Genomic DNA, 20,172 nt, shown 5'->3' with positions numbered 1-20,172 from the left:
CGCCATGAACATGCTGCCAGACATCGAAACGCTTGAACCGCTCGCCGACGGTGGTTTCCATCCGCTGTTCGCTGATGTGCCGTCCTCGGTCGAGTTCAACAAATTGCGCAAGCGGCTGCTGCGGCTGACCCGCCAGGCGATCGAGGATTTTTCGATGGTGAAGCCCGGCGAGCGCTGGCTGGTCGCGCTCTCGGGCGGCAAGGATTCCTACGGTCTGCTTGCCATGCTGCTTGATCTCAAATGGCGCGGGATGCTGCCGATCGAGTTGCTGGCCTGCAACCTCGACCAGGGTCAGCCGAATTTCCCCAAGCACATCCTGCCCGACTATCTCGACGCCAACGGCATAGCCCACCGGATCGAATACCGGGACACCTACTCGGTCGTCACCGACAAGCTCCCGGAGGGCAGCACCTATTGCTCGCTCTGCTCGCGGCTGCGGCGCGGCCATCTCTACAGGATCGCCCGCGAGGAGGGCTGCTCGGCCCTGGTCCTCGGCCATCATCGCGAGGATATCCTCGAAACCTTCTTCATGAACCTGTTCCATGGCGGCCGGCTTGCCGCCATGCCGCCAAAACTGCTCAACGACGACGGCGACGTCATGGTGTTGCGGCCGCTGAGCTACTGCGCCGAGGTTGACCTGGAGAAATTCGCTGCCGCGATGCGGTTCCCGATCATCCCTTGCGATCTCTGCGGCAGCCAGGAAGGGCTGCAGCGCAACGCCATGAAGGCGATGCTCGAGGACATTGAAAAGCGCATGCCTGGCCGCAAGGACACGATGATCCGCGCTCTGTCCAACACCAGGCCGTCGCATTTGCTCGACCGAAAACTGTTCGATTTCGCCGCCCTCAATGAAACCCTCGCGACCAGGCAAGACATTTCCGATGACATTTGACGATACCGCGATCGACTGGCTGGCCGGCATTCTGGCCGAGGCAGCCAAGCCGAAATCATGCCGCGCTTTCGCCGATTGGGCGATGGCGATATCCGCCAGAAGACTTCGGCAGCTGACCTGGTGACGGAGGCGGATGTCAACGCCGAGCGGCTGATCACCGCCAGGCTGCGCGAGCGCTATCCCTCGGCCATGATGGTGGGCGAGGAGGCCTGTTCCGAAAATCCGGCGCTGCTCGATGGCTTGGGTGATGCCGAACTGGCATTCACCATCGATCCGGTGGACGGCACCTTCAATTTCGCATCCGGCGTACCGCTGTTCGGCGTCATGCTGGCGGTCGTGGTCAGGGGCGAGACGGTCGCGGGCATCATCCATGATCCGGTGGGCAAGGACTGGCTCATTGCCGCCAGGGGCGCCGGCAGCCATATCAGGCATGCCCATGGCAGCCTGGAGAAAGTGCATGTGGCGGCACCCGTGCCGATCTCGCAGATGACCGGCGCGGTCTCCTGGCAATATCTCGACGAACCGGAGCGCTCACGCCTTGCACGCAACCAGACCAAGGCACTGTCGCAGTTCGCCTATCGCTGCGCTGCGCACGAATATCGCCTGCTGGCGAGCGGGCACGCGCATTTTGTCGTCTACAACAAGCTGATGCCCTGGGATCACCTGCCCGGCGTGCTGATCCATCAGGAAGCCGGCGGCCATGCCGCGCGCATCGATGGCAGCGCCTATCTGCCCTCGCATGTCGACGGCGGCCTGCTTGTCGCGCCGGACCAGGACAGCTGGCAGGAGCTGCGCCGCGAGCTGTGGGCGCAATAGGTTAAGTTCCACGCGGCGTCTGCGGCAGATCTAGTGCAGGTCGGTGACGTGCCCTGAGACGGGTGCGTTCTGCGGCTGGAACATCTTGCCGCGCTCGGCAATCAGGATCATCAGCAGTGCGGCAACCGAGACGCTGCAGAACCCGGCGGCCAGTGGCGTCACCGTGCCGTTGAAAGCCTGGCCGATCAGCGTGCCGAGAATGCCGCCGAGAAACGTCTGCATGAAACCCAGGATGGATGACGCCGTGCCGGCCAGTTGGCCAAGCGGCTCCATGGCCAACGCGTTGAAATTGGCGCCGAGGCAGCCAAACGGCAGCATGGCGCTGGCAAAGAAGGTGATGAACAGCCAGAGCGGCATCTTCGTTTCCAACGAAACCACCAGCCAGGCCAGGCTGATCACCAGAAACAGCAGCAGCGCGCTTTGCGACAGGCGGCGCATGCCGACGCGGCCGACGAGGCGCGAGTTGAGATAATTGGAGAAGGCGAGCACGCCCGCGACACCGGCGAAGATGACGGGAAACATCTCGCCGACGTTGAAGACGTTGACATAGATCTGCTGCGCCGAGGCGATGAAGCCGAACATGGCACCGAAGATGAACGTGCTGGCGAAGGCATAGCAGAGCGCGATGCGGTTGGTGAGCACGATGCGGAAGCCGCCGACAATGGAGGAGACCGTCAGTGCCCGGCGATATTCGGGATGCAGCGTCTCGGGCAGGCGCAGCAGCGACCATGCCGACACGATCAAGGCGCCGACGGCCATGGTGACGAATATCCAATGCCAGGTCGCGAACAGCATGACGAACTGCCCGATGCCCGGCGCCACGACCGGAATGGCCATGAACACCATGAAGATCAGCGACATGACTTCGGCCATACGCCGGCCATCGAATGTATCGCGCACGATCGAGACCGCGATGACGCGCGTGGCGGCCGCGCCGATGCCTTGCACGACACGACATAGCAAAAGTGTTTGAAAGCTGGGCGCGATGGCGGCCGCGGCGGCCGCGGCCACATAGATGATCAGGCCGGCGACGAGCGGCGAACGGCGTCCGAACCGGTCCGAGATCGGCCCGAAGAACAGTTGGCCACCGCCGAAACCCAGTATGTAGGCGGTGATCACATATTGCCGGTGGTTTTCATTCTCGACGCCGAGCGAGGCGCCAATCTGCTGCAGCGCGGGCAGCATGATGTCGATGGCCAGCGAATTGAGCGCCATCAGCGCCGCGCAGAGCGCGATGAACTCCCAGCGCGGAATGGGCAATTTGCTCACTCCGGGCAAGGCGCTTGCCCCCTGCGGCGCTGATTTCTGCTGGTCCACGGCAAGTCCGATCTCTCAAACGAAAACGCGCCGGCGGGCCGGCGCATTGCCTCGTCCTAGTCCCGGGAGCCGGGATGTAAAATTGCCGAGGTGGGCTGCCCCGGTGCCCAAGGCATGTCGGTGTCGACATGCCTTGGCTGAATTAGGCGGCGCCTTTGACGCTGACGCCCTTCTCGACCAGGAAGGTCTGCAACTCGCCGGCCTGGAACATTTCGCGAATGATATCGCAGCCGCCGACGAATTCGCCCTTGACATAGAGCTGCGGGATCGTCGGCCAGTTGGAATAATCCTTGATGCCCTGGCGCAGTTCGGCGGAGTCCAGGACGTTCACGCCTTTGTAGTCGGCGCCGATATAGTCGAGGATCTGGACGACCTGGCCGGAAAACCCGCATTGCGGAAAGCCGGGCGTGCCCTTCATGAAAAGGACGACGTCGTTGCCCTTCACTTCGTTGTCGATGTAGTCGTTGATACCGCTCATGGAATATCCTTTCACGCCTGTGGGAGTCAGGCTCGAAGCATGTCTTTCAAATAAACCCATAGGTTGCCCGAAACAAGACTTTAGCCATGCCATCACCCGAATGGCGCAAAGAATGGGCTGTTTTGGGCCAAGCTTGTCGGGTGGAAATGCCTCAGTCGGGAACGCTGGTCTGCAGCGCCAGCGCGTGCAGCACGCCGCCCATATTGCCCTTCAGCGCGTCATAGACCATCTGGTGCTGCTGAACGCGGCTCTTTCCCCGAAAGCTCTCGGCCACGACTTCGGCCGCGTAGTGGTCGCCATCGCCGGCGAGATCGCGGATCGTCACGCGGGCGTCCGGTATGCCGTCCTTGATCAGTTTTTCGATATCGTGGGCGTCCATTGCCATTGCAGAAATTCCTGTTCCGGGAGGGCGGCGGCGCGGCGGCCCATGCGATGAGAGTCGGGCGAGCCTAAAGCCTTTCCAATCCGGATTGAAGCGGTTCCGTCCGGAGTTCGTTCTGTTGGTGTTCAGGAGATGGTTTCACCCGGCCCCTGCGCCGGCTCGTCCTCGCGCATCGAGAAGGCGCGGCCCAGACTGAAAACCAGCACGTAGAGCGGAGTGTTGACCGCCAGGTTGGCGATCGGCAGATAGCTGGTCACCCGCCAGGCGGGCGAGAAGAACGGCTGGCCGTAGCCATCGCAGACAAGCGAAGAGCCATACTCCCACAAGGCTCCCAAAACAGCCGAGATGGCGAAAAGCTTGATGCAGGTGATGATATGCCTAGCTCGCGTTGGTTCCGGCAGGAGCCAGTTCCAAAGCACCAGACAGACAACCGGAACCGCATAGATGAGGTTCTGCAGGACCAGCATCGGAAGCGTATCGTTGGCCGCGGCGAGAAACTCGGCGCGTGTTTCCAGCCTGGGGCAAACCTCGCTCGAGGTCGTCGACAGCAGGAAGAAGACGAACGGCCCGAGGCACCAGAAAAAGAACAGCGACGGCCAGAAGACGACCGCAAGCAGCGCCCGTAGGGCCAGTTTCTTATGATTGAGCAGGATCTCTGGACAAAACGGCTTTCCGTTTGTCCGAGAAAACCGGTTTTCACTTTTCGGGATCATGCTCTCGTCAGCTGGTCTGGTCCATGAAGCGCGGGAACCAGCCTTCATGGGCGGCGGTCAGATCGCTGACCGGGATTGCCCTGGCATCGCCGAGCTTCAGCGCGTTGCCGCCCGTCGAGCCGATCCACGGCGCGAAGATGCCGAGTTCGCCCTGCTGCTTGCGAATAGCGTCCCATTCATCGCCATGGGGATCGATCGACAGCGTCAGGAGATAGCGGCCCTGGTCTTCGCCAAACCAGACCGGGATCGGATCGGTACCGACCAGTCCGGGAACGGTCGCGCCGATGCCGGACGCCATCGCCATTTCGGCCAGCGCCACCGCGATGCCGCCGTCGGAGACGTCATGCGCCGCCGTGACGACGCCGGACGCGATCAACGAGCGCACATGGTCGCCGACGCGCTTCTCGTGCTCGAGATCGACCGGCGGAGGCGGGCCATCGTTGCGGCCGTGGATATCGCGCATATACGCCGACTGGCCAAGATGCGTTCCCCAGGAAGCCGGCGCGCCCACCAGCAGGATCATCTGGCCTTCCGCGGCGAAACCGATCCGCGCCATCTTCGACCAGTCCGATATCAGGCCGACGCCGCCGATGGTCGGTGTCGGCAGGATGCCCTGGCCGTTGGTCTCGTTGTAGAGCGAGACGTTGCCCGACACGATCGGGAAACCCAGCGCCCGGCAGGCATCGCCAATGCCTTTCACCGCGCCGACCAGCTGGCCCATGATTTCTGGCCGTTCGGGATTGCCGAAATTGAGATTGTCGGTGGCGGCGAGCGGCAGCGCGCCCGTGGCGGTCAGGTTGCGCCAGCATTCGGCGACGGCCTGCTTGCCGCCCTCATAGGGATCGGCTTCGCAGTAGCGTGGCGTCACGTCGGAGGAGAAGGCCAGCGCCTTGGTCGGATGTCCCTCGACGCGCACCACGCCGGCATCGCCGCCCGGAAGCTGCAGCGAATTGCCCTGGATGAGCGTGTCGTATTGTTCCCACACCCAGCGACGCGAAGACAGGTCCGGTCCGCCAAGCAGCTTCAGCAGCGCATCGGCGAGGTCGGCTTGCGGGATATCGTTGGCGGCAAGCGGCGCAGGCTTCTTCGGCTCGACCCACGGGCGATCGTATTCCGGTGCCTTGTCGCCAAGGTCCTTGATCGGCAGGTTGGCGACCTCGTCGCCCTGGTGCCGCACGCGGAAGCGCAGATCGTCCGTGGTCTTGCCGACGATGGCAAAGTCGAGGCCCCATTTGTGGAAGATCGCCTCGGCTTCCTTTTCCTTTTCGGGGCGCAGCACCATCAGCATGCGCTCCTGGCTTTCCGACAGCATCATCTCGTAGGCGCTCATGCGCTCTTCGCGCACCGGCACCTTGTCGAGGTCGAGCTCGATCCCGAGGTCGCCCTTGGCGCCCATCTCGACCGCCGAACAGGTAAGGCCGGCCGCACCCATGTCCTGGATGGCGATGACCGCGCCCGAGGCCATCAGTTCGAGAGAGGCCTCGAGCAGGCATTTTTCGGTGAAGGGATCGCCGACCTGCACGGTCGGGCGCTTCTCGTCGATCTTGTCGTCGAACTCGGCCGAGGCCATGGTGGCGCCGCCGACACCGTCGCGGCCGGTCTTGGCACCGAGATAGACGACCGGCAGGCCGACCCCCTTTGCCTCTGACAGGAAGATGGCGTCCGTCTTGGCAAGGCCCGCGGCAAAGGCATTGACCAGGATGTTGCCGTTGTAGCGAGCGTCGAAATTGACCTCGCCGCCGACCGTCGGCACGCCGAAGGCATTGCCGTAGCCGCCGACACCGGAAACCACTCCGGCGACGAGATGCCTGGTCTTGGGATGGTCGGGAGCACCGAAGCGCAGCGCGTTCATGGCCGCGATCGGCCGCGCGCCCATGGTGAAGACGTCGCGCAAGATGCCGCCGACGCCGGTCGCCGCACCCTGATAAGGCTCGATGAAGGAGGGGTGGTTGTGGCTTTCCATCTTGAAGACGACGCAGTCGCCATCACCGATGTCGACCACGCCGGCATTCTCGCCCGGGCCCTGGATGACCTGCGGACCGGTGGTCGGCAAGGTGCGCAGCCATTTCTTCGAGGATTTGTAGGAGCAGTGCTCGTTCCACATTGCCGAGAAGATCCCGAGTTCGGTAAAGCTCGGTTCGCGTCCGACGAGGTCGAGGATGCGCTGATACTCATCGGGTTTCAGCCCATGCGCGGCGATGAGCTCTGATGTGATCGGCACGGAATTGGAAATGGTCATGGGCGGCGATTTATGTCCATGGAGCAGGGATTTTGAGTCTCCTCTTATCGCAAGCTTTGCGGTCGATACACCCGTCGGCTGAGGAAAAAGGCAGAAAGCAACAGGGTGATGACCACGATGGATCGCGGCAGGCTCTCTCGTGAGCAATGAGAGGCGCCAGGCCAGCGATTGAAGCTCCCACAAAGCCAAATGGGGAACGCCATGGTGTCCCAGCCGTTAGATTCCTATCACTCAGGAGACAGCACGATGGCTACCAAGCAAGGCAAGAACAACAATCGCCTCTCGGACAAGGAGGCTCTCCACATCGCGGAGACCACCGACGTTTCACCCCGGCAAGCCAAGGAATTGGCTGAAAAGCACGGCAAGGACAAGGCCGAGAAGGAAGCCAAGAACTTCAAGGCCGAAGGCTGATCCGATCCGGTTCTGACAAGTCTCGGTTTCGCGAAGGCGGCGTCTCGAGGCTAGCAGGGCGGGTGGCCGCGAATGGCTCAGGAAAAACTGTCGTAGCCTGCGCGGCCCTCGTCCAGCAGCCGCCTGATCACCGTGACGCCGCCGGCAATATCCTCGCGCCGCTTCGGCTGCGAGACGCCGAACCGCACCCCATGAAAAACCCGCTCCGAGCGCCCCGCCTTGAACTCATCCTCATCGTCGATCAGCACGCCATGCTCCAGGCAGGCATTCTTGAACGTGCCGGAAAGCCAGGGATCGGGCAGGGTGAGCCAGACGAACGGCACTTTGTCGTGCGATTTGAATGAGAAGCCTGTCAAGCGTTCGCGCACTATGGCCATGCGGGCGCTGATCTCCGCGATGCTGCGTCTGCGGATTTCGCTGGCCTGACCGGAAAGCACCAGCCGGGAATTCACCTCCGCCAACAGGAATGGCATGCCGCCGGTCATCATCTTGTGGGCGACCCGGATGCGGTGGCGATAGGCAGGCGGGCAGGAGAGCCAGCCGCCACGCAGGCCGGCCGCGACCGATTTCGACAGGCCACCGGCAATGATGGTGCGTTCAGGCGCAAATTCGGCAAGCAGTGGTGTCGGGTCGTCGGTCAGATGGCCGTAGAGGTCATCCTCGATCAGGATGACATTGTATTCACGGGCGACACGCGCGATCGCCTCACGGCGCGCCGACGACAAGGTCACCAAGGTCGGATTCTGCGCCGTTGGCATCAGAAATATCATCTTGGGATGCTTTTGCGCGCAGACACGTTCGAAATCCGCTGGATCAAGGCCTTCATCATCCGATGCCACCAGCGCGGTGCGCCGGCCTATCAGGCCGGCGCTGCGGGAAATCTGCGAGTAGGTGAGGTGCTCGAAGGCGACATAGTCGCCGGGCGTGGTGAGGGCCGCGATCGCGGCCATCACCGCGGCATGAGTGCCGAGAGTGGGGACGATTGTGTCGACCGCTGGCCGGAAGGCGTTCCGTGACAGCCACCGGGCGCCGGCTTCGTACCAGCGATCCGGGAAATCGCGCGTGTAGCTCGAAATCTCATGCGGATGGTCCTGCGCGGCGCGCGAGAGGACGTCGGCAACAATGGCGCCCTGGCCCATGTCAGGGGCCGCCGTGCTGTCGAAACGCAGCTTGCCCTTGGGGGCATCGGCATAACGCGTGCCTTCGACACTGGTGTCGGGCTCCTCTGGCTCTGTAACGCCAACGTTCTCTCCCAGCACATAGGTCCCCCGTCCGACCTCGCCACTGACAAGACCGCGCTCACGCAGCAATTGGTAGGCCCGGCCGACCGTGCCGACCGTGGCGCCGATGTCGTAGGCGAGGTCGCGCTGTGGTGGCAGCTTTGCCCCGGCCCCGATCACACCCCGGTCGATATCCGCTTCAATGGCGTCTGCGAGGCGCTGATACAGCGGACCTGAACCCGTGAGATCTGGAACCCAATTTGTCATGGTGACAATTTTCTATATTGCACCGTTTCGGGAGTCAATACATATCAATAGCGCGCTAAAAAGGGTGCAATTGATATTTGGCAGAAAGAAAATGGATACAATCGGAACATTCCGCCACTCCAGAACCGAATTGCTCGGCCAGCCTGCACGCCCGTCCGGGCAGCGCCGCTTCGCCGGCCGACTGGTGCAAGTGATCAGGTCGCTGGCGAAATGGATCGACCATCTGCTGGAGCGCCGGCGCGGCCGGCTGGCACTGCTGGAGATGACCGACGATCAACTCAAGGATATCGGCATCTCGCGCTGCGACGCTCACCGCGAAGGCATCAAGCCGCTCTGGGAATAGGGACCGGTCTATCGGATGCCTTTGCTCCTGAGGCGTCCGACGCCGTGATCGACGAAAATGGCGACGACGCATATCGCCACGAACAGCGCGGTGATGGCGAGCGCCGCTATAGTGACGCTCTCAACGCCATTCCTGGCGATATCGAGGAAGGGGTAGGGCACCTCGCCCGCCAGCGGCGCCCGCGCCAGTGCATAGGCCAGATAGGCGATGGGATAGACAACCCACCAGGAAATATCGCTCCATCTCGTTTTGCCGTCGGCGCCTGACGTCAGCCACCACAGCACGAACAGCACCGGCGTCACGTAGTGCAGCAGGACGTCGCAAAGCAGGAACAGGCCCTGTGGCTGCCAGAGCCGCGCCAGCAGGGTGGCATAGACAATGAAGACCAGGGTGATCGAAACCGCGACGCCCGCGCGCATCCGTGGTCCGGCAAAGGCCGGCAGCCACGCATGGCCGTTGGATGACAACAGCGAGGTGTGAACCAGCACGGCGCCAATGTTGGTCAGGATGGTGAAGAAGCTAAAATAGAACACGATCGAGCCAAACAGGCCGCGGCCCGCTTCCATCGACGCTGGAATGGTGATCGAGAACTGCAGGGCAAGCGCTATCAGGCCAACTGCCAACCCTGCGGTCTGCAGGAACCGGCCCATGGCTGTCTCAGGCGGTGGCTGCGCAGGCCGGATTGCCCGCCTGCCAGCGCGCGACATCCGAGCTGATGCGCGCGCCAAGCGGGTCGTTCATCAACGGTCCGAAGACGTCGACATGGCTTGAATTCCCCTGCGCCTGCACGACCAGCAGCGGTTTGCCGCCATAGTGCTTGGCCGGCACCAGAAGGAAGCGCGGCTGGCCGCTGAACGAGTTCAACTCATTGGCCATCTGATACTGCTTGAAAGCCGGGTCCTTGCTGGCGATCCAGCATTTGTGGGCCGATATCGCCACTTGTTCCATCGCCAGCAGCGCGGCACTTTTGCCCGACGGCAAAGGCGTGCTCTTGGGGCTCGACTGGCACGATGCCAACGCAAACCCCGCCGCGGCGACGATGGCAATCGTCCTCGTCTTGATCAAGCGGCACCCATTTCAAGTTCGGATAGAGACATCTTGAGGCCGTCGATCATCTCGCCCCACACCCTGGACAATGCGGGGTGCTGCGAGGCGATCTGCTCATAGGCATCGAATTTGGGATAGGCGTCGAGCAAGTCGTGGCGGCCTGTCATGGCGCGGAAATTGTTGAGGATGAACCGCGTCGGCGTCAGCCAGGCATCGGCGAAACTGATGTCGCTACCGAGCGCGAAGGGGCCTTGCGCCATGCGTGCCTCGATGGCCGCCAGCCCATGGTGGAGACGGGCGAATTGGGCGTCGATCTCGGCAGTGTTGCGCTTCGGCACGAAATGCAGCTCGAAAAGCTTCATCGTCGGCGTCAGCACATCGAGATCTGTGATGCGGGCGAACATGCGCACCAGCGCGCGGTCCTTCGAATCGGGCGGCAACAGCGCCGGTTCGGGAAACCGCTCCTCAAGATATTCGGCGATGACCACCGATTCGACGATCGTTTCGCCCGAGCCGGTGATCAGAACCGGAATCCGGTTCATCGGCGAGATGGCGCGAAACTCTTCGGGGATCGGAAAACCCGGGGGCGGCGCGATGATCTTGAGCGGCACGTCCTTGATATAGGCCAGTGCCCGCACAATCGAATAGTAGGGCGACAACGGCCGCGAATAGAGTTTCATGACCGTCTCTCCCTCACGCCATGATTTTGAATTACCGCAATTCTTAAGGTTGCGGTTGCAAACTTCAAGCGGCAATGCCCAGGGCGCCTTCGAACAGCGCCCTACCGTCATTGCCGCCATGCGCTGCTTCTATCAGGTTCTCGGGATGCGGCATCAGGCCAAGCACGTTGCCTTGTTCATTGACGATGCCGGCAATGTCGTTGATCGAGCCGTTCGGATTGGTGCCTTCGGCATAGCGGAACACCACCTGGCCTTCGCCTTCGAGACGGGCAAGCGTGTCGGCGTCGGCAAAGTAATTGCCGTCATGATGCGCAACCGGCGAGCGGATGATCTGGCCCGGCTGGTAGCGGCGGGTGAACATGGTGTTGGCGTTGGCGATCTCGAGCTTGACTTGCCGGCAGACGAATTTCAGCGAGGTGTTGCGCATCAGCGCACCGGGCAGCAGTCCCGCCTCGACCAGGATCTGGAAACCGTTGCAGACGCCGATGACCATGACGCCCTTGGCAGCCTTTTCGGCGACCGCCCGCATCACCGGCATGCGTGCCGCGATGGCGCCGCAGCGCAGATAGTCGCCGAAGGAGAAACCGCCCGGAATGGCGATCAGGTCGACATCGGGGATTTCTGTGTCGGTCTGCCAGACGGTTGCCGGCGCCTGTCCGGAAATCTTGGTCAGCGCCGCAATCATGTCGCGGTCGCGATTGAGGCCAGGCAGGAGGACGACAGCTGATTTCATTTTGGTTCGTAAGGCCTCTGAGCTTCGGCAAGTTCGCGCGGGTCGAGACGGCGTTCTATGCGTTCAAATCGATCATCCTGGCGGGCGAAAATGCCATAGATGTTACTTTGCGTTGCCACCACATGACCCCGCATAACACTCAATTCCCGTTTCGTCTCGGAACATCCTGACGAAGTTCACCAATTTCGTGATGCACGCATTTCAGCAGCTCGAACATCAACTCATTCACTTCCGGCATATTGCCTCCGACACAACCTCAGGTAAGCGTCACACTATAATTCTCGATCACCGTATTCGCCAGCAGCTTGTCGCACATGGCCTTGAGGTCGGCTTCGGCCTTGGCCTTGTCGCTTTCCGCCAGTTCGACGTCGAACACCTTGCCTTGCCGCACCGCGCCGACGCCATCGAAGCCCAGCCCTGACAGTGCGTGTTCGATTGCCTTGCCTTGCGGGTCCAGAACGCCGTTCTTGAGGGTGACGGTAATGCGGGCCTTGATCACGCTGGACATGCTCCTGTTCTGAATGTTGGGGCGCAAGCCGCTATCAGTGCGGCTTGCCTTTGAGGCCGTCGGTCGAGGCGACAAGCACCGGGCCGGTCGGACGCGGCGGCTCGTTCTCGTTCATGATGCCGAGGCGGCGGGCGACTTCCTGATAGGCCTCCACGAGGCCGCCCATGTCGCGGCGGAAACGGTCCTTGTCGAGCTTGTCCTGCGTTGCCACGTCCCACAGGCGGCAGGAGTCCGGCGAAATCTCGTCGGCCACGACGATGCGCATCATGTCGCCCTCGAACAGGCGGCCGCACTCGATCTTGAAGTCGACCAGCTGGATGCCGACGCCCATGAACAGGCCGGAGAGGAAATCGTTGACGCGGATGGCGAGCGCCATGACGTCGTCGATTTCCTGTGGGCTTGCCCAGCCGAACGCCGTGATGTGCTCTTCCGAAACCATCGGATCGTCGAGCGCGTCGGCCTTGTAGTAGAATTCGATGATCGAGCGCGGCAAAACGGTGCCTTCCTCGATGCCGAGGCGCTTGGACAGCGAACCGGCGGCGACATTGCGCACCACCACTTCGAGCGGGATGATCTCGACTTCCTTGATCAGCTGCTCGCGCATGTTGAGCCGGCGGATGAAGTGGGTCGGAATGCCCATGCGGTTCAAATGATTGAATATGTATTCGGAAATGCGGTTGTTGAGCACGCCCTTGCCGTCGATGACCTCGTGTTTCTTCTTGTTGAACGCGGTTGCGTCGTCCTTGAAGAACTGGATCAGCGTGCCCGGCTCGGGTCCCTCATAGAGGATCTTGGCCTTGCCTTCATAAATGCGGCGGCGATTTTTCATTTGAATTTTTCTCTGGATTTGCGGGCAGGCGGCAAGCGACCACTTCCTGTCCGTCCGCCTGAATTAATGCGGCGACGGTGACGTTCAATGCCGGGTCTATCCCAATCACACCGTTTGCTCAATCGGCAAATCCTTCCAATCAACCGCTTTCGGGACTGAAATGCCGCAGCGCAGCATATGACGAAGCATATTGACCGGCCCGCGACCTTTTGGTTTGTGCTTCGGCAACACATATTCACCTGCCAACGAATCGGATTTGACCCGGAGGGACTCCATGAGCAGCATGAAAGACCGCGAAGAGGGCTTCGAGCGCAAATTTGCATTCGACGAGGAGCTTCGGTTCAAGGCTTCGGCGCGGCGCAACAAGGCGCTTGGTCTGTGGGCCGCCGAAAAGCTCGGAAAATCCGGTGCCGACGCCGACGCCTACGCCAAGGAAGTGGTTGTTTCCGATATCGAGGAAGCCGGCGACCATGACGTATTCCGCAAGATCCGCAAGGATTTCGACGCCGCCGGCGTCGAGCAGTCCGATCACCAGATCCGCCGCACCATGGATGAACTGATGGCGCAGGCGATCGAGCAGATCAGGAACACCTGATCCGGCCTCTTACTGGACCAATCGACCGCCCGGCCGATCCGGGCGGTTTTTCTTTGCCTTTGCGGCGGTTTCCGGCTGAAACTGCCGACGCTAACAAGGAAAGAGATTAGATGTCGCTGAAGTCCCGTCTTGCCGCCGATGAAACGCTGGTCACCGCCTGGTCCGGCGTGCCGGACGCGTTGACCGTGGAGATCGTCGCCAGGCAGGACTTCGATGCCGTCACGCTCGACATGCAGCATGGCGGTCACCACGAGGACAGCGTGCTGCGCGGTCTCGCCCCGGTGCTCGCCACCGGCAAGCCGGCGCTGGTGCGCATTCCCGTCGGCCGCTTCGACATGGCAAGCCGGGCGCTTGATTTCGGCGCCGAAGCGGTCATTGCGCCGATGGTCAATTCGGTGGCCGACGCAAAAATGTTTGCCGCCGCCATGAAATACCCGCCGCTCGGCGAGCGCTCGTGGGGGCCGACCTACGCCTTTCCTCGTCACGGCAAGGGCGACCAAGCCGATTGGCTGCGCGGTGCCAACCAGCGCACCATGGCCTTCGCCATGGTCGAAACGCGTGCCGCGCTCGACGCGCTCGACGGCATTCTCGATACGCCGGGTATCGACGGCATTTTCCTCGGCCCATCGGATTTCTCGATCGCCTGGTCGAACGGCACGACCGTCAATTCGACGCTCGAAAGCATGATGGAAACCGTGGCTTCGATCGCCGAACGCACCCGCAAGGCCGGCAAACACGCCGCGATCTACGTCATCGAACCGGCCATTGCCGGCCGCGTCGTGTCGATGGGCTACCGCCTGCTGGCCACCGGATCCGAACACGCGCTGATTTCATTGGGAGCAAGGACCTTGCTCAAGGGCATCAAGGATTCGATTGACGCCTGACGGGCCCGCGACCGCGGAGGCTAAACCTTCAGATCCGTCAAGAACTTGGCAAAGGTCATCGAACCTTCTGGCCATGGGCCGAAGCCTGAATCCTCGCTGAGATGACCGGTCTCGCCGGCGTCGATGAACAGTGAGCCCCAGGCGCCGGCGATGTCCTCGGCGACATCGAAGGGACAAAAGGGATCGTTGCGGCTGGCGATCAAGATGGAGGGAAACGGCAGCGGCTCGCGCGGATAAGGGCCGAAGGTCATCAGATGCCTTGGCTTGATCTTGGGATTGGCGACGTCGGGCGGTGCCACGAAGAAGGCGCCGGCGACCGGCTTCTGAAATTGCGGAATGGCTTGTACGGCCGCGGCCACTCCCAGTGAGTGAGCGACGAGAACGACAGGTCTCTGCGCCTCGTTGACCGCTTTGGCCACGCTCGCCGTCCAGTCCTCGCGCACCGGCTTAGACCACTCCGCCTGTTCCACGCGCCGCGCCGTCGACAGCTTCGATTGCCAGCGGGTCTGCCAATGCTCGGGCCCGGAATTGGTGTATCCGGGAATGATCAGAATATCTGCGTCCTTGACTTTCATGGCGCTGAGATAGCGAGCGCGATTGTCTGATGCAACCGTTGATGGATGCGCTCACGCTCGCAATGATGAACACCATGTTCGCTTTTCGCGGTCTTGTGTGAACGATGGCGATCGACGATCTCTGTCGGGAAAGAAACAGCCGTGGAGGGACCGGGATTTTGGCGCTGACACGACGAACAATGATCGGCGGCGCCGGGGTCCTGGCTTTGGGAACTTCGCGAAACGTCGCCGCAACGGAGACAATGATGAGCGAACTGCCATTTGCCGCCACCACGCCGGTGAGCGTCGCCCGGGTCGGGCTGAAGGCGCGTGATGCCGAAAGCCTCGCGGCCTATTATCGCCGGGTTGTCGGCCTGCAGGAACTGAGCCGTGCCGATGGTGCGATCACCCTGGGCGCAGCCGACCGTCCGCTGCTGGTCCTTGAACCGGACGTGTCCGCCAAGCCGGACGATCCGCGCAGCGCCGGCCTCTTCCATACGGCATTCCTGCTGCCTAGCCGCGTCGATCTCGGCCGCTGGATCAAGCATGCCATCGCAGACAAGATCGCCATCGAGGGCGCTTCGGACCATCTGGTCAGCGAAGCGCTGTACCTGACCGATCCCGAGGGCAACGGCATCGAGATCTATGCCGACCGCCGCCCGCAGGACTGGAAATGGAACGGCGACAGGATCGCCATGGCGACCGAGCGGATGAACATTCCTTCTGTCGTTGCCGAAGTGCCGGCCGGCGATGCCGGTTGGCAGGGCGCGCCGGAAAACAGCATTGTCGGCCATGTCCACCTGCGCGTCGGCAGGCCGGAAGAGGCCGAAGCCTGGTGGAACCAGGAATTCGGTTTCGACACGGTGGCCAAATATGGCGGCCAGGCGGTGTTCCTGTCGTCAGGCCATTACCACCACCACATCGGCGCCAATGCCTGGCAGAGCGCCGGCGCCGGCCGCCGCGACCCGGCCCGTTCGGGCCTCGCCTGGGTAGAGATGCGTTCGGATAATGTGAGCAGCGAAACGACCCGCGAGGACCCCTGGGGCACGGTGATCAGGACTGTTCCCGGCAAGGCTTGATTGGCGAAAGCGTCGGCGCGAGCGTCTTCTCCCCATCTATACGGGGAGAAAGACCCGGCAGGGCAATGAGGGCAAGTCTTGAGATTGTCGAAGCCGACGAGGGTTCATCGCCGAAGTCGGTGCCGCCCCGCCTGCCGGCACCTTCTCCCGGTATGGCGAGAAAGAAGCTGTACTCACGCCTCTCCGAACACCCGCTTGAAAATCGTGTCGACGTGCTTGGTGTGGTAGCCCAGGTCGAATTTTTCGCGGATTTGCGCCTCCGGCAGCGCGGCTGTCACTTCCTTGTCGGCAAGGAGTTCCTCAAGGAAATCAGCGCCTTGTTCCCATACTTTCATGGCGTTGCGTTGCACCAGCCGGTAGGAGTCCTCGCGCGACAGGCCGGCCTGCGTCAGCGCCAGCATCACGCGCTGGGAATGCACCAGGCCGCGGAACTTGTTCATGTTGTTCAGCATGTTCTCGGGATAGACGACCAGCTTGTCGACGACGCTGGTCAGGCGTGACAGCGCGAAATCGAGCGTCACCGTGGCGTCCGGGCCGATCATGCGCTCGACCGAGGAATGCGAGATGTCGCGTTCGTGCCAGAGCGCCACGTTCTCCATCGCCGGCAACGCCATGGAACGCACCATGCGGGCAAGGCCGGTGAGGTTTTCGGTCAGCACCGGGTTGCGCTTGTGCGGCATCGCCGACGAGCCTTTTTGGCCCGGCGAAAAATACTCTTCCGCTTCCAGCACTTCGGTGCGTTGCAAATGCCGGACCTCGATCGCCAGCCGCTCGATCGACGAGGCGATGACGCCGAGCGTGGCGAAGAACATGGCGTGGCGATCGCGCGGAATCACTTGCGTCGACACCGGTTCCGGCTTCAGTCCCAGTTTTTGGGCCACATGTTCCTCGACATAGGGCTCGATGTTGGCGAAGGTGCCGACCGCCCCTGAAATTGCACAGGTGGCAATGTCTTCGCGCGCGTGCACCAGCCGCTCGCGGCAGCGCGAGAATTCGGCGTAGGCCTGCGCCAGCTTGATGCCGAAGGTGGTCGGCTCGGCATGGATGCCGTGGCTGCGTCCAATGGTGACAGTGTCCTTGTGCTCGAAGGCGCGGCGCTTGAGCGCTGCGAGCAACGTGTCGATGTCGGCGAGCAGGATGTCGCTGGCACGGGTGAGTTGCACCGCAAAGCAGGTGTCGAGCACGTCCGAGGACGTCATGCCCTGATGGACGAAGCGCGCGTCGGGCCCGACGAATTCGGCAAGATGGGTGAGGAAGGCGATGACATCATGCTTGGTGATGCGCTCGATCGCATCGATCTTGTCGACGTCGAATTCCGCCGCGCTTCCCTTTTCCCAAATGGTCTTAGCCGCTTCCTTGGGGATGACGCCCAGTTCGGCCAGCGCGTCGCAGGCATGGGCCTCGATTTCGAACCAGATGCGAAACCGGGTTTCGGGCGACCAGATGGCGACCATTTCTGGCCGGGAGTAGCGAGGGATCATATGGATCGATTTCCAGCTTCGCGTTGCGTTGGTCGCGTCCTAACAGAGGCGGGCAAAATGCTCAACGTTGCTGCTGCGCAAACCAGAGGCCGGTCAAGCGGAAATAGAGCCGGATTCCACAGGCGAGTGAAGGCGGGCGCATGGACCTTAGAGGAGATTGGACGCGGTTGATTGCCCAATCAAAACGTCGTGCGGGCCAAAGCCGATGCATCCAATCCGCTCGTCATTTGTTATTCTCGGCAATCCCAATGGCAACCACCCCAATGGAGAACCTGACATGACCGACACCAGCAAAATTCGTGAGCACATGGAAGTCGTCGGCGCCGATGGCGTGCATATCGGCACCGTCGACAAGGTCGAGGGCCAGCGCATCAAGCTGACCAGGGCCGACAGCGGCGAGGGCGCTCACAAGGGCCATCACCATTATATTTCCCTGGCCTTGGTTGCCGAGGTCGATGGCAAGAAGGTGTGGTTGTCCGCGAATTCGGATGTCGCGGTGACGTTCGAGGAAGAAAAATCCGATCCGGTTTGATCGAAGGCTTTAGCCCAGGCGTGACGACCAGACGGGAAACAGATCGTTGCCCGCTGGCGTCGCGGCAAACACACCACGGCTGATGGCCCGCGCCATGGTGGCGCCGGCCGCGGCATAGAGATCGACCGCTGCGTCGGCGGTCAGTTCGACCCCGCTCCTGCCGGTGGCCAGCGCGAACACCAGGTCGCCGTCGGCCGGCGTGTGCGTTGGCCAGATGGCGCGCACGAAGCCGTCGTGCGCCGAAATCGCCAGGCGTTTCGCGGCGGCCTTGGTGAGGACCGCGTCTGTCGCGATGATGGCGATGGTCGTGTTGCCGCCGCTTTCCATCTGCCGCCCGTGATCCTTGTCGCGGTATTTCAGCAAGATCCGCTTTGCGTCGTCGGGCATGGGCGAGGGATAACCGAGCCCGCCGAATTCATCGCCGATTTCGAAGGGCGCCGCCCAGAAATAGCGGGTGCGGCCGACGGTGACCGATCCGGTTGGGTTGACGGCCGCCAGCGCGCCGATGGTGACGCCATTGTCCAGCAACGTCGAGGCGGAACCCAGGCCACCCTTCAGCCCCGACGTCAGTGCACCGGTACCGGCGCCGGCCGTGCCAAGTTGGAAATCGACGGCGGCTGCCTGTACCGACTCGTAGCCGAGGTCGCGATAGGGCGGATAGCGGCCCCAGTCCTTGTCGCCGCCATTGCGCAGGTCGAACAGGATCGCCGCCGGAACGATCGGCACCCGGAAGCCTCCCACCTCGAAGCCGATGCCGCGTTCGCGTAGCGCGGCCTGCACGCCGGACGCAGCATCGAGGCCGAAGGCCGAACCGCCCGACAGCACAACCGCATGGATTGTCTCCACGGAATTGTGCGGTTCCAGCAGATCCGTCTCGCGGGTTCCAGGCGCGCCGCCAAGGATTTGCACACCCGCCACCGCCGGCTCGTCGCAAAGGACGGTCGTCACGCCGGAGTTAAGCCTGGCATCGGAAGCATTGCCGACGCGCAGGCCGGCAACGTCTGATATGAGATTGCGCGGACCGGTGCGGAACATCAGTTGTTTTCCAAGGGCACGAACCGGGTGCCGTCGAAGCGGAAGACACGGTAGGGGCTCTGGTTGAGGTCGCCCTTGGCGTCGAAGCGGACGGGCCCGATCGCCGTGGTGAAATCATGCCCGGTGAGCGCATCGGTCAGTGGTTTGCCGGAGCCAGCAGCGTCCGCCGTCGCCGCCTTGGCGATCTCGACCGCCGCATAGGCCGGCAAGGTGTAGCCATCCGGCACGATCTTTTGCGCGGAGAAGCTCTCCAGCACTTTAGGGTCCGCGACATCGGCCCATTCGGGCGGCGCGATCATCAGGGTGCCCGTTGCATAAGGCACGTCGCCGGGCGGCGTGCGCAGGTTTTCGCCGCCGGCGAGGACGATGCCCGTCTGGAGCTGGGCGGCATCGCGCCCCATGATGGCGATGTCGTCGCCGTCGCCGCCGGCAAAAACATGCGTGGCGCCGGCCTTTTTCAGCCGCCCCACCAGGCCGATCTGGTTGTCGAGCTGCGGCCGGAACGTGTCGACGAAGACCGGTTTCAGCGCTGCCTGCTCGGCCGCCGCGCGAAATGTCTCGGCGATCTCGCGGCCATAGATGGTGCCGTCATCGATGATGGCGAACAGTTCGTCACGCCACAGCCGGGTGAGGTTAGAGGCGACAGCGTTGCGCTCATCGTCGCCGCGTGGTCCCAAGCGATATACCGGCCAGCCGGTCTTGGCGCGGCGGTCGGTCAGGCTTTCGGTTCGCACGCCGATGGTGATGACCGGGATGTTGGCGTCCTTCAGGACAGGCATCGCCGCTTCGATAGCCTCCGTGCAGAGGAAGCCGATCACGACATTGACCTTGGCTGCCACGAACTCGCTGGCCGCCAAGGCGCCGCCGTTGCCGGTGCAGGCGTCATCCACGGTCTTGAACTGGATGCCGTTCGCCTCTGCCGCCAGCCGGGCGCCGGCCTCGATCTGCTTGCCGAGGATGGCCGATGGTCCCGACAGGGGCGCGGCGACGCCGATCGTGAGCGTCTGGGCGCCGGCGGCACCGGTCAGCAACAGCCAGGCCAGTGCGATGGATATCGTTCCCCCGGATCGCATCCTGTCGAACCGTCCCTCCAAGCCCGCGCGCGGGCGCCAATTCCCGCCAAGACCTAAAGGCTGT

24 protein-coding genes and 1 pseudogene are annotated in these 20,172 nt (G+C 62.5%); 8 read left to right on the top strand and 17 right to left on the bottom strand.

The genetic code is table 11. The features are described 5' to 3' along the window. Positions 1-4 precede the first annotated feature (4 nt). Complete coding sequence (gene ttcA / locus FJ434_RS02485; RefSeq protein ID WP_140749645.1) at positions 5-892, top strand: tRNA 2-thiocytidine(32) synthetase TtcA; 888 nt, start codon at positions 5-7, stop codon at positions 890-892. Next, positions 882-1,708: pseudogene (locus tag FJ434_RS02480) on the top strand (inositol monophosphatase family protein). Before ttcA ends, FJ434_RS02480 begins: the two are co-directional and overlap by 11 nt. A 30-nt stretch (positions 1,709-1,738) precedes the next feature. On the opposite strand, the gene FJ434_RS02475 reads toward FJ434_RS02480, so the two are convergent. The 5 genes from FJ434_RS02475 to purL all read right to left on the bottom strand — a co-directional run bounded on the left by FJ434_RS02475 (position 1,739) and on the right by purL (position 6,837). Next, entirely contained in the window at positions 1,739-2,962 is a 1,224-nt protein-coding gene (locus FJ434_RS02475; protein ID WP_181165986.1) for a multidrug effflux MFS transporter, read from the bottom strand. A 205-nt stretch (positions 2,963-3,167) separates the two neighbouring features. Beyond that, on the bottom strand, positions 3,168-3,503 hold the full coding sequence (gene grxD, locus FJ434_RS02470; protein ID WP_013895877.1) for a Grx4 family monothiol glutaredoxin: 336 nt from the start codon (positions 3,501-3,503) through the stop codon (positions 3,168-3,170). A gap of 151 nt (positions 3,504-3,654) precedes the next feature. Then, on the bottom strand, positions 3,655-3,888 hold the full coding sequence (locus FJ434_RS02465; RefSeq protein WP_015318146.1) for a BolA family transcriptional regulator: 234 nt from the start codon (positions 3,886-3,888) through the stop codon (positions 3,655-3,657). Between the two features lie 122 nt (positions 3,889-4,010). Continuing rightward, positions 4,011-4,598 (bottom strand): hypothetical protein, encoded by a 588-nt coding sequence (locus tag FJ434_RS02460; RefSeq protein WP_246678314.1) that lies wholly within the window; start codon positions 4,596-4,598, stop codon positions 4,011-4,013. Positions 4,599-4,605: 7 nt separating this feature from the next. Beyond that, a complete protein-coding gene (gene purL, locus FJ434_RS02455; protein ID WP_140749648.1) occupies positions 4,606-6,837 on the bottom strand; it encodes a phosphoribosylformylglycinamidine synthase subunit PurL in 2,232 nt (743 codons plus the stop codon). Between the two features lie 246 nt (positions 6,838-7,083). Between purL and FJ434_RS29650 the strand changes: the two genes are divergently transcribed. Further along, on the top strand, positions 7,084-7,248 hold the full coding sequence (locus FJ434_RS29650; RefSeq protein ID WP_181165979.1) for a hypothetical protein: 165 nt from the start codon (positions 7,084-7,086) through the stop codon (positions 7,246-7,248). Between the two features lie 77 nt (positions 7,249-7,325). Here FJ434_RS29650 and FJ434_RS02450 read toward each other — a convergent pair whose 3' ends face one another. Beyond that, positions 7,326-8,735 carry a PLP-dependent aminotransferase family protein gene (locus tag FJ434_RS02450; RefSeq protein WP_140715081.1) on the bottom strand — a complete coding sequence of 470 codons (1,410 nt, stop codon included), beginning with the start codon at positions 8,733-8,735 and terminating at the stop codon, positions 7,326-7,328. 91 nt (positions 8,736-8,826) lie between these two features. Here FJ434_RS02450 and FJ434_RS02445 point away from each other — a divergent pair, with 91 nt between their 5' ends. After that, entirely contained in the window at positions 8,827-9,078 is a 252-nt protein-coding gene (locus FJ434_RS02445) for a DUF1127 domain-containing protein (RefSeq protein WP_140715079.1), read from the top strand. Between the two features lie 8 nt (positions 9,079-9,086). On the opposite strand, the gene FJ434_RS02440 is transcribed toward FJ434_RS02445, so the two are convergent. From FJ434_RS02440 to FJ434_RS02405, 7 genes are all read right to left on the bottom strand, one after another. Further along, complete coding sequence (locus FJ434_RS02440; protein WP_140749651.1) at positions 9,087-9,728, bottom strand: Pr6Pr family membrane protein; 642 nt, start codon at positions 9,726-9,728, stop codon at positions 9,087-9,089. Positions 9,729-9,735: 7 nt separating this feature from the next. After that, the gene (locus FJ434_RS02435; RefSeq protein ID WP_140715075.1) at positions 9,736-10,143 is read right to left on the bottom strand and encodes a hypothetical protein; all 408 of its coding nucleotides are present in this window, start codon (positions 10,141-10,143) and stop codon (positions 9,736-9,738) included. Further along, positions 10,140-10,805, bottom strand: a complete 666-nt coding sequence (locus FJ434_RS02430; RefSeq protein WP_140749654.1) for a glutathione S-transferase family protein — start codon at positions 10,803-10,805, stop codon at positions 10,140-10,142. Before FJ434_RS02430 ends, FJ434_RS02435 begins: the two co-directional genes overlap by 4 nt. A gap of 64 nt (positions 10,806-10,869) precedes the next feature. Beyond that, complete coding sequence (gene purQ / locus FJ434_RS02425) at positions 10,870-11,538, bottom strand: phosphoribosylformylglycinamidine synthase subunit PurQ (protein WP_015318137.1); 669 nt, start codon at positions 11,536-11,538, stop codon at positions 10,870-10,872. A 256-nt stretch (positions 11,539-11,794) separates the two neighbouring features. Continuing rightward, the gene (gene purS, locus FJ434_RS02415; RefSeq protein WP_013895864.1) at positions 11,795-12,037 is read right to left on the bottom strand and encodes a phosphoribosylformylglycinamidine synthase subunit PurS; all 243 of its coding nucleotides are present in this window, start codon (positions 12,035-12,037) and stop codon (positions 11,795-11,797) included. A 43-nt stretch (positions 12,038-12,080) separates the two neighbouring features. Further along, on the bottom strand, positions 12,081-12,875 hold the full coding sequence (gene purC, locus FJ434_RS02410; RefSeq protein ID WP_013532127.1) for a phosphoribosylaminoimidazolesuccinocarboxamide synthase: 795 nt from the start codon (positions 12,873-12,875) through the stop codon (positions 12,081-12,083). A gap of 105 nt (positions 12,876-12,980) precedes the next feature. Then, positions 12,981-13,160 carry a hypothetical protein gene (locus FJ434_RS02405; protein ID WP_140506361.1) on the bottom strand — a complete coding sequence of 60 codons (180 nt, stop codon included), beginning with the start codon at positions 13,158-13,160 and terminating at the stop codon, positions 12,981-12,983. On the opposite strand from FJ434_RS02405, the gene FJ434_RS02400 reads away from it, so the two are divergent. Both FJ434_RS02400 and FJ434_RS02395 read left to right on the top strand, forming a co-directional pair. Next, positions 13,150-13,470 carry a DUF1476 domain-containing protein gene (locus tag FJ434_RS02400; RefSeq protein WP_140506359.1) on the top strand — a complete coding sequence of 107 codons (321 nt, stop codon included), beginning with the start codon at positions 13,150-13,152 and terminating at the stop codon, positions 13,468-13,470. The two genes, FJ434_RS02405 and FJ434_RS02400, sit on opposite strands and share 11 nt — an antisense overlap. Before the next feature lie 110 nt (positions 13,471-13,580). Then, a complete protein-coding gene (locus tag FJ434_RS02395; protein WP_140749657.1) occupies positions 13,581-14,354 on the top strand; it encodes an HpcH/HpaI aldolase/citrate lyase family protein in 774 nt (257 codons plus the stop codon). Positions 14,355-14,374: 20 nt separating this feature from the next. On the opposite strand, the gene FJ434_RS02390 is transcribed toward FJ434_RS02395, so the two are convergent. Further along, entirely contained in the window at positions 14,375-14,929 is a 555-nt protein-coding gene (locus tag FJ434_RS02390) for an alpha/beta hydrolase (RefSeq protein WP_140749660.1), read from the bottom strand. Positions 14,930-15,174: 245 nt separating this feature from the next. On the opposite strand from FJ434_RS02390, the gene FJ434_RS02385 reads away from it, so the two are divergent. After that, on the top strand, positions 15,175-15,987 hold the full coding sequence (locus tag FJ434_RS02385) for a VOC family protein (protein WP_140749663.1): 813 nt from the start codon (positions 15,175-15,177) through the stop codon (positions 15,985-15,987). Positions 15,988-16,160: 173 nt separating this feature from the next. Here FJ434_RS02385 and purB read toward each other — a convergent pair whose 3' ends face one another. Beyond that, complete coding sequence (gene purB, locus FJ434_RS02380) at positions 16,161-17,468, bottom strand: adenylosuccinate lyase (RefSeq protein WP_140749666.1); 1,308 nt, start codon at positions 17,466-17,468, stop codon at positions 16,161-16,163. Between the two features lie 277 nt (positions 17,469-17,745). Here purB and FJ434_RS02375 point away from each other — a divergent pair, with 277 nt between their 5' ends. Further along, complete coding sequence (locus tag FJ434_RS02375; protein WP_140749669.1) at positions 17,746-18,000, top strand: DUF2171 domain-containing protein; 255 nt, start codon at positions 17,746-17,748, stop codon at positions 17,998-18,000. Positions 18,001-18,009: 9 nt separating this feature from the next. Here the strand turns inward: FJ434_RS02375 and FJ434_RS02370 are convergent, their stop codons facing one another. Next, positions 18,010-19,035 (bottom strand): P1 family peptidase, encoded by a 1,026-nt coding sequence (locus FJ434_RS02370; protein WP_140506347.1) that lies wholly within the window; start codon positions 19,033-19,035, stop codon positions 18,010-18,012. Then, a complete protein-coding gene (locus FJ434_RS02365) occupies positions 19,035-20,108 on the bottom strand; it encodes a branched-chain amino acid ABC transporter substrate-binding protein (RefSeq protein WP_140749672.1) in 1,074 nt (357 codons plus the stop codon). Before FJ434_RS02365 ends, FJ434_RS02370 begins: the two co-directional genes overlap by 1 nt. Between the last annotated feature and the right edge of the window lie 64 nt (positions 20,109-20,172).

Origin of the sequence: Mesorhizobium sp. B2-5-13 (assembly GCF_006440535.1) — a bacterium.
Lineage (GTDB): Bacteria > Pseudomonadota > Alphaproteobacteria > Rhizobiales > Rhizobiaceae > Mesorhizobium > Mesorhizobium salmacidum.
The sequence above is the reverse complement of the archived record's forward strand: the minus strand, read 5'-3'. Positions and strand labels throughout refer to the sequence as shown.